The organism is Lacticaseibacillus yichunensis (assembly GCF_003946405.1).
GTDB lineage: Bacteria > Bacillota > Bacilli > Lactobacillales > Lactobacillaceae > Lacticaseibacillus > Lacticaseibacillus yichunensis.
Map to the genome: position 1 here is coordinate 82,856 of NZ_RHOG01000007.1, position 9,218 is coordinate 92,073.

Genomic DNA, 9,218 nt, shown 5'->3' on the forward strand with positions numbered 1-9,218 from the left:
CGATCACCCCTTTTTCTTCAATTGCTTCTTGATCTCTTGGGCGCCAAATTGCATGTCGGAATGATCCGTCGTCGTGGTCTCAAGAATGCTGCCGTCTTCGTCCATATCAAAATCGACGTTCCGCTCGATCCACTCACGGCGTGGTTCGACCCGGTCACCCATCAAGGTGGTGACCCGGCGCTCCGCCAGCTGCCCATCTTCGACCCGCACGCGAATCAGCGTCCGCGTCTCCGGATTCATTGTGGTCTCCCACAACTGATCGGCGTTCATTTCGCCCAGCCCTTTGAACCGCGTCAGTGTATAGCCCTTGCCGATCTTTTGAATCTCTTTTTCAAGCTCCTCATCGGTCCAAGCATACGCGACCTTTACATTGCCGGCCTTGCCTTTTTGCAGCCGGTACAGCGGCGGCAGGGCAATATAGACCCGGCCCGCATCCATCAACGGCCGCATGTACCGGTAGAAAAATGTCAGCAGTAAGATCTGAATATGCGCCCCATCGGTATCCGCATCCGTCATGATGATGACCTTGTCGTAGTTTGCCTGCTTGAGGTCAAAATCTGTGCCGACCCCGGCGCCGATCGTGTAGATCATCGTGTTGATCTCTTCGTTTTTGATCACATCGGAGAGCTTGGCCTTTTGCGTGTTTAAAACTTTCCCGCGCAATGGCAAAATGGCCTGGAATTTCCGGTCACGGCCCTGCTTCGCCGACCCACCCGCGGAATCCCCTTCGACCAAGTACAATTCGTTCTTCTTGGCGTCCTTGGACTGCGCCGGCGTCAACTTGCCGGACAAGAGCCCTTGATCCTTTTTCTTGCGCTTGCCACTGCGACTATCATCGCGGGCCTTGCGCGCGGCTTCCCGGGCTTCGCGGGCGCGGATCGCCTTGCGCACCAGCTCCTGGGCCGCGTCGCCGCCTTCCATTAACCAGTAGCTCAGTTTTTCATAGATCACCGCATCGACCACGGTGCGCGCTTGCGGGGTGCCGAGCTTGGCCTTGGTCTGGCCTTCAAATTCAAGAATCTCCTCTGGAATGCGAACCGACAGCACCGCCGCCAGCCCTTCGCGGACATCCCCGCCTTCAAGGTTCTTATCCTTGTCCTTCAAGAGATTGACTTTCCGGGCAAAATCGTTGAACGCCCGGGTCAAGCCGGCGCGCATCCCCGCCTCATGCGAGCCGCCATCGCCGGTGCGGACGTTGTTGACGAAGCTGATCGTATTTTCCGAATAGCCGTCGTTGTATTGGCCCGCGAAATCGACGATGATGCCATCCTTGTCGCCTTCGAAGTTGAAAACAGGACTGACGGTATCACGATCTTCATTTAAATATTTGACGAAGCTGACCAAGCCATCCGGATAATGATATTCCTCCGCCTGGCCGCTGCGCTCATCCGTCAGCGTGATCTTGATGTTTTTCAGCAAGAAGGCCGACTCGCGCAGCCGCTCCGCCAGCGTATCAAATGAATACGTCGTCGTGGAAAAAATGGTGGGATCTGGCTTGAACGTGATGGTCGTGCCATTGGGTTCGTTGACCTTGCCCAATTTCTGCAGCCCGCCATCCGGGTGACCGCCATTGATGAAGGTCTCCTCGAACGCCTTTTTATCCCGGACCACGCGCACCGTCAAACGCTCCGACAGCGCGTTGACAACTGAGGAGCCGACCCCATGCAGGCCGCCCGACGTTTTATAAGAATTCTGATCGAATTTCCCGCCGGCATGCAGGACCGTTAAAATAACCTCGATCGTCGGCTTGCCAGATGGATGCATCCCCGTTGGCATGCCGCGGCCGTGGTCCTTGACCGTGATCGAATTGTCCTTGTGGATCGTGACCGCAATCACATCCCCAAAGCCGGCCAGCGCCTCATCGACACTGTTATCGACAATTTCATAGACTAAGTGATGGAGCCCGCGGCCATCGGTGGAGCCGATATACATCCCCGGGCGTTTGCGTACCGCCTCCAGCCCGTGAAGGACCTGGATCGACGCGTCGTTATATTGTTCTGTTCCGTTAGCCATGCACATACTCCTTCGCATTTCACTAAGTTTAACCTTACACCACGACTCGCATTTTTTGAAACGAATTTTGCGACCCGCGCCACCATAATAGGAACAATGGTACAATATCAATATTGTGAAAGGAGTGGGCGCTGTTGCTTTTAGCCCTGAGTGTCATCCTCGCTTATCTCATCGGCTCGATTCCAAGCGGTGTGTGGATCGGCCAATTACTCTATCAAAAAGACATCCGCACTGCCGGCTCCCATAACATCGGGACCACCAATGCGTATCGCGTCCTCGGCCCACTGGGTGGCACCATCGTTTTGGTGATGGACATCCTCAAAGGCACATTGGGCGCGAGCCTGCCCGTGATCTTCGGCTACCACCAGCATTACCTGATCTTGTTGGTGGGCCTGGCTGCCGTGTGCGGCCATACCTTCTCGATCTTCATCCATTTCAAAGGCGGCAAGGCGGTCGCCACCAGCGCTGGCATCCTGCTCGCGTACAACCCACCGTTTTTCGTGATTGCCTTTGCCATTTTCCTCTCGCTGGTCGCCCTGACATCCATGGTCAGCGTCGCCAGCACCCTGGGCATGACGATCATCACGCTACTGTCCCTGGTCTATCACGACTGGCTCCTGACCACCGTCGCTGCCTGCCTGTGGGTCGTCTTCATGGTGCGCCACCGCGAGAACTTCAAGCGCATCCGCGAAGGCGACGAGAACATGGTGCCATTTGGCCTGGGCCTGTATCTGCGCAAGCGGAGACAGGCGAAGGACAAGAAGGACTAGTGCCTGCTTGCCGATTGGGGAAAATAGGCCGCAGCCGGTTGCCGCCGGCGCGCGCCGCTTCGGCCGGCGGCGCAAACTTGCCCCATCCATTAAATACGCAAAATAAACGACCGACTGCTTCGGATGAAGTGGCCGGTCGTTTTATTTTGCGTTTGGGCGGTTGCCGTTTCCTAGAAAATCGTGATCTGGTAGCCGTGATCAAAGACTTCGCCAGGCTCGAGCTTGTTGATGCCGAGTTTTTCGGTCAGCTCGCCGCTTGCGTCGGTCGTGTCGGCGATGCCCCACCAAGGTTCGATGCAGACATAATCGCCCTGCGCCGGGTACGCGCTCCACACACCCAGGAATGGCGCGTCCTCGGTGGTCAAGGACACGCCATGACTCGTCTTATCAGATTTCAACGAGAATTTTGTTTTTCCATTCAGCGCGAAGATCAGCGCGTCATTTTTAAACGTCTCATGCGAGATCATCTGGTTCACATCCGTCGCCGCCAGCGTCCGGTGCGCATAATCGATGCCAGCCGCGCTCAGCGGAATCGTGACATGTGACTTGCTCGGAGTGAAGCCCATGTAATAATCCGTGTAGGCCGTGTCCTCGGTTGCCGGAATGCGGAAGCCCGGATGCCCGCCCACGGAAAAATACAGTGGCGCATCGGCTGCGGGATTGGTGACATGATACCGCACGGAAATATTATTATTTTCCAGCGTATATGTGAGCGTCAGCGTAAACGCAAATGGGTAATTCGCATGTGTCTCCTCGCTGTCCTGCAAGGTGAACACCGCGTGCTTGTCGTCCGCTTCCGTTACCGTGAAATCATGGTCGCGGGCAAAGCCGTGCTGGCCCATTTTGTAGGTCTGACCGTCATATGTGTACGCGCCATTTTTCAGCGCGCCGACGATTGGAAAAAGGACCGGGGCGTGGCGGCCCCAAACGGCTGGGTCGGCTTGCCACAATGTCTCGCGGCCGGTGTGGTTGTCGATGACTGAGGTGAGTTCGGCGCCGTGTGCGTTGATCGTCACTGTCAGGAATTCGTTTTTGATCGTGATCATGAGTTTATTTCTTCCTTTACAAAAAGCCGCCGTCAGTCAGTTGCACCTGACCGGACGGCAGCTCATAGATTTGGCCAAGATTGCTTTGTCAAAGTTACCATGAAAGCGGTTTGCTTGCAAGCTTGGATTCTCGGCGCTTTAAGTGCGGGGGGCGCAGGGGCAAGCTGGGGCGCGGGCTGCTTCGGTCCGGTGCGGCTGGGGTGGAACGCGGCCAAGCCACTTTTTGCCTTGCCAAGAGCGCAAGTCAAAAAGCTGGCTTTCGTTGTAGGCGGTAAACCGCCAACAACGACTCGGCGGCTGACCCGCAGCCGCACCGGCCCTACGCCGCACGCGCCCCAGCTTGACCCGGCGCCCGGCGAGTGCAGTGCGCGAATTCGTGGCTGGCGAAGAGGCAGCTTGCAATCAGGTAACTTTGACCAAGGCAATCTGTCCGCAATAATCAAAGTCAGGTTTGAATGTTGGCCTTCGCACCCTACAGAATGAATCTCATGAGATCCTTGTCATCCACAATATTCCCCACTTTGTCGTTGACGTACTTCTCTGTGATGGTGATAGCCCCCATTTGCATGTCTGGGCCTTCGTAGAGGATGTCCTCGAGCAATTTTTCCAGGATGGTCGCGAGGCGGCGGGCGCCGATGTTGTCGGTGTCGCGGTTAACGGCGATGGCAATCTCGGCGATGCGGTTGATGGCCTCCTTGGTGAAGGTGATCTTGACGCCATCAGTGCCGATCAGGGAAATGTACTGCTTGACCAGCGCGTTGTCGGGTTCGGTCAAAATGCGCACGAAGTCATCTTGGGTCAGGTCCTTAAGCTCCACGCGAATCGGGAAGCGGCCTTGCAGCTCGGCGATCAGGTCGGACGGCTTAGCGGTGGCGAACGCACCGGAGCCGATGAAAAGCACATGGTCGGTATTTAGCGGGCCGTATTTGGTCGAGACCTGAGAGCCTTCGACGATCGGCAAAATGTCGCGCTGAACGCCTTCACGGGACACTTCGCCCGAGGTGTTTTTGTTGCCGGCTGCGATCTTGTCAATTTCATCGATGAAAATGATGCCGTTGTTTTCGGCAGACTTGATCGCGTTGTGATAAATGTCGGCGTGATTGACCAGCTTGCTGGCTTCCTCGCGCGTGAAGACTTCGCGGGCCTCGCGAACGGTCATGGTGCGCTCGACTTTTTTCTTCGGCATCATGGAGCCCATCATGTCGGACAAGTCGATGCCCATTTGGCCGTACATGTCGCCGGCCCCGTTTGGCTTTTTTTCATCTTCAACGGCCACGGTCAGTTCGCGGTCCTCGAGCATCCCCGCATCGATCTGTTCCGCGACGTTCAGACGCTCATTGCGAATCGAATCGTTGAGCTCGCCTTCTTCTTGCTTCGGCTGCTGGGCGTCGTTGTTTTGCAGATTCTGCAGCATCGACATCATGTCCGCCATCGGGTTGGCGCTGGCCTTTTTTTCCTTCTTGATGGCCGGCACTAACAGGCGAACGAGGCGTTTGTTGGCTTCACGTTCCGCGCGCTCGTGCACGTTGGCGTATGCGCGCTCTTCTTCCATCGACACGGCGACGTCGGCCAGGTCGCGGACCATGCTTTCGACATCGCGGCCGACATAGCCGACCTCGGTGAATTTCGTGGCTTCAACTTTGACAAATGGCGCGTCGACGACCTTCGCCAGGCGCCGCGGGATCTCTGTTTTACCAACACCGGTGGGCCCGATCATCAGCAGGTTTTTCGGCGTGATGTCCTGTTGCATCTGCGCCGGCAGCTGCATCCGCCGGTAGCGGTTATACAGCGCGACCGCCACAGCGCGCTTGGCCTCATCTTGCCCGATCACATATTGGTCGAGTTCAGAGACGATCTCTTTTGGGGTTTTGACAGTCATATTGGCCTCCTGTTAGAAGCTTTCAACTAAGATGTTTTGATTTGTAAAAATATCGATGTTCGACGCGATCTCGATCGCTTCTTTTGCGATATTCTCGGCGCTCATCTGCGTGTGGCGAATCATCGCCATCGCGGCCGCCTGCGCATAATTGCCACCAGAGCCGATCGCAATCACATCGGCGTCCGGTTCGATGACCTCGCCTTGACCCGAGATCAAAAGCAGGTCGTCCTTATCCAGCGCGATCAGCTCCGCCTGCAATTTTTGCAGCGTCGGATCCTTGCGCCAGTCCTGCGCCAGCGCCACCGCGGAGCGGCGCAGATTGCCGGCATGGGTCTCGAGTTTTTTCTCGAGCCAATCCTCCAGCGTGATAGCATCGGCCACCCCACCGGCAAACCCGATGACGACCTTGCCACCATAGATGCGGCGAATCTTTTGGGCATTGCCCTTCATGATGACCTTTTCGCCCAGCGTGACTTGTCCGTCGCCGGCGATGGCGGTGTGCCCATTTTTTCTAACGGCTGCAATTGTTGTCATTGTTTGAACTCCTTTAATTGATGATAATAGTCTATCAATCATGACGTCCTGTCACATCAGACTTTTGGCCGAACCTACCTCAGCAATCTGGCGGGCCGGCGGTTTGGGAAAAATAGGCCGCGCAAAAACTGGGGGCGCTTGTGTGAAAACAGGACGCGCAAAGATCTGCGGCGCAGGCTGAGTTTTCCCCGCATCCTAATTATGCTTTGGAAAATACTTCATGTAATCCGCCTTCAGGTGCTCCGTCGACAAATGCGTGTAGATCTGCGTCGTCGAAAGGCTGGCGTGGCCCAGCAGCTCCTGCACACTGCGCAAATCGGCGCCGTGATCCAGCATGTGGGTGGCGAAACTGTGCCGCAACATATGCGGATGAATTTTCCCCGTCAAACTGGTCTGCTTGAACAGCTGGTCCAAAATATATTCGATGCCGCGCGACGTGATCGGCTTGCCGTGCTGATTGACGAAGACCTTGTCGTGGCGTTCGTCGAGCTTGGCCATCAAGGTCTTGCGCCCATCATCTATATAATTACGCAAAGCGTCCGCGGCCAATCCGCCAAACGGCACATAGCGATCCTTGTTGCCCTTGCCATGCACCAACATGACCTCCAGCTCAAAGTCCAGCTGGCTGAGCGTCAGGTTCGCACACTCCGACACCCGCACGCCTGTGTCATACAGCACCTCCAGCAGCGCGCAATTGCGCTGATCTAGCGGCGTTTTGCCCTGCACCGTCTTGAACAACTCGGCGATCTCCGGCTCGTAGAAAAATTGCGGCAGGTGATCATGCGTCTTGCGAGTCTCGACCAACTCAAACGGATCGGTCTTCGCCTCACCCACTTTGATCAGGTACCGATATAGACTACGCAAACTGGACAATTTTCGCGACACCGACGCGCGCGCCAACTGCCGATCGTTGAGACTGGAGAGATACGTTTCCACATCCAGCTGATCGACGTGGTTGAAGCCCTTGAAGCCGCCATTATTTTTGAGAAAATCAATGAACTCATTGATGTCCTCTTCATACGCTTTTTTTGTCTCGGCCGAATAATGCCGCTCGACCAATAAGTACTGCAAAAACTCGTTGACTTGCTTCACCGCGCTCACCTCCAGCCACAGTATAGCGTACCACAAGCGGCCTCAAGTTGCGGGGAAAAATCGCCTGAAGCCGCGTCACAAGCGGAATTCAAAAACGCGCCGCCCTGCGTTGGCGACGCGTTTCTTCTATTATTTAGTAAGTGAATTTGCCATTGTCCAACTCAGCCTGAATCTCGGCCATTGCCAAGTCAGAATCCAGGTCCGGCTCACCTTTTCGGCGTTAATGCTTTTTGTACAGCCGCTTCACTAGCATGTATACATAGGGGCGAATACGACTGTCTCAGCCTTAGTCATCGTCATCATCGTTAGAATTTAAATAGTCCCGTGCCGCTTGAACATCGTTGAACGTAATCCCGTCCCCATCATTGACCGCTTGAACCGCCGCCTCGAGTGGCGAACCCTCAGGTGTAAACGGCAGTTTGTTTTCGCGGACAGCTTTAATCAAGAACATATTGATTGCCGTAGACATGTCTAAGCCCATGCTTTCAAACACCTGAGTCGCGCGACGCTTCATATCGGGCGTGACCTGTGCTGTCACAGTTGTGTTTTTCTCCTTAACATCCATCACTCTCACCTCGTGTCTGTTAGCCTAAGCATAGCATTGACGTCCAAATCGTCAAAACAGGTGTTACTTCGTGGTGTGACGAGATGGGCCCCCAACTGCATAACTGCATCGGGAGCACCAGCTAGTGTGGTCCCAGGGACATGGTGGTATTCTGGTAAGCCTCAGTTGGCTTTGCAATTCTTAGGAACGATGCATACGATACAGATCCAAAGGCCACGGTCATATCGTCATAATCCGGTTTAGCTTCGTGGTCCTCAATCTTGTGCATTCGCCTCAACTGCCGCGGCCAGTACCCGCACCGCCCGGTCATCCCCAACCAGCTTCGTGTAATAATCCGCAAACCGCGAATCCTCCAAGTACATCTCGACCAGCCCGCGGTGCATCGCCGGATCATACTTGCCCCACATCAACGTCAACCACGCCCGGTGCGCCGCATAGATCCGCTTGGCCACCGGCGAGTCAGCCGGCGCCTGCGTGGCAAGAGCCTCCTGCAATAACGATCCTAATTGATCTTGCAACCCTTGGGCGCGCGCAAACTGATCCGGCGTCAAGCCCATCATCTGCGCATCGGCCTCACGTTTCGCATTTTTCCCGTAACGCGCCTCGACCTCATCGCCATAATCCGCGTCATTTTTTGCGACCAAGTCCTTCTTGAACGCCTGGAATTTCTCTTCATCTGTCATAATTTCCGCCTCGTTTCTGAGGGTCGCCTCGACTTGCGCGATCAATTGCTGAACCTGGGACTGCTTTGCCAGGAGTTTTTCCCGCTGATCCCGCAGCGCCGCCACCTGGTCGGCCCGCGGCGCATCCAGCAGCGCGCGGATCTCACCCAGCGGCACCTCCAAGTTGCGGTAAAAGAGGATCTGCTGCATCCGGTCCGCATCCGCACTGGTATAGACCCGGTAACCATTTTCCTCGACCCGCGGCACCAGCAGCCCAACCTCGTGGTAATACCGCAGCGTCCGCTCCGACACCCCGGCCAGCTTCGCAAATTGCTTGATCTTGTAAGTCATTTTCTCACCTCATCGCAAGCATACGGCCTCACGCCACGTCAGGGTCAACCGGTTTTTCAAAATAATCTGGGCACAATAATTTGGAGAAATAGTCTGGGAAAATAATCTGTGGAAGTGGCCGCGTCGGTGTTTTTCCCCGTCCCGTTTGCGTAACCGGCCACGGGGATGTACAAGTGCGCGGCCACGAAGTCGCTGAATGCGTCAATATCAGTATGCCACGGCAGCCCCGGGGCGTGCGGACAAAAAGTTGGACTTCAGGTATGATATTAAATGTACTCACTAAAAGAGAAGCAGAGGGCCGTCGAG

The 9,218-nt window shown here is 55.6% G+C and carries 8 protein-coding genes; 1 reads left to right on the forward strand and 7 read right to left on the reverse strand.

Translation table 11 applies throughout. The annotated features are described in order from the left end of the window. Positions 1–3: 3 nt before the first annotated feature. Positions 4–2,013 (reverse strand): DNA topoisomerase IV subunit B, encoded by a 2,010-nt coding sequence (parE, locus tag EKM95_RS03765; protein WP_125696505.1) that lies wholly within the window; start codon positions 2,011–2,013, stop codon positions 4–6. Positions 2,014–2,147: 134 nt separating this feature from the next. Between parE and plsY the strand changes: the two genes are divergently transcribed. Beyond that, the gene (gene plsY, locus EKM95_RS03770; protein ID WP_125696506.1) at positions 2,148–2,783 is read left to right on the forward strand and encodes a glycerol-3-phosphate 1-O-acyltransferase PlsY; all 636 of its coding nucleotides are present in this window, start codon (positions 2,148–2,150) and stop codon (positions 2,781–2,783) included. A 170-nt stretch (positions 2,784–2,953) separates the two neighbouring features. On the opposite strand, the gene EKM95_RS03775 is transcribed toward plsY, so the two are convergent. From EKM95_RS03775 to EKM95_RS03800, 6 genes are all read right to left on the reverse strand, one after another. After that, positions 2,954–3,829 carry an aldose 1-epimerase family protein gene (locus tag EKM95_RS03775; RefSeq protein ID WP_125696507.1) on the reverse strand — a complete coding sequence of 292 codons (876 nt, stop codon included), beginning with the start codon at positions 3,827–3,829 and terminating at the stop codon, positions 2,954–2,956. Between the two features lie 472 nt (positions 3,830–4,301). Next, on the reverse strand, positions 4,302–5,708 hold the full coding sequence (gene hslU, locus EKM95_RS03780; protein WP_125696508.1) for an ATP-dependent protease ATPase subunit HslU: 1,407 nt from the start codon (positions 5,706–5,708) through the stop codon (positions 4,302–4,304). 12 nt (positions 5,709–5,720) lie between these two features. Next, on the reverse strand, positions 5,721–6,242 hold the full coding sequence (gene hslV, locus EKM95_RS03785) for an ATP-dependent protease subunit HslV (protein ID WP_125696509.1): 522 nt from the start codon (positions 6,240–6,242) through the stop codon (positions 5,721–5,723). A gap of 195 nt (positions 6,243–6,437) precedes the next feature. Continuing rightward, the gene (xerC, locus tag EKM95_RS03790; RefSeq protein WP_125696510.1) at positions 6,438–7,334 is read right to left on the reverse strand and encodes a tyrosine recombinase XerC; all 897 of its coding nucleotides are present in this window, start codon (positions 7,332–7,334) and stop codon (positions 6,438–6,440) included. Positions 7,335–7,620: 286 nt separating this feature from the next. Next, on the reverse strand, positions 7,621–7,899 hold the full coding sequence (locus EKM95_RS03795) for a type II toxin-antitoxin system RelB/DinJ family antitoxin (protein ID WP_125696511.1): 279 nt from the start codon (positions 7,897–7,899) through the stop codon (positions 7,621–7,623). 254 nt (positions 7,900–8,153) lie between these two features. Beyond that, positions 8,154–8,912: a MerR family transcriptional regulator gene (locus tag EKM95_RS03800; RefSeq protein ID WP_125696512.1), complete on the reverse strand. Its 759-nt coding sequence runs from the start codon at positions 8,910–8,912 to the stop codon at positions 8,154–8,156. Between the last annotated feature and the right edge of the window lie 306 nt (positions 8,913–9,218).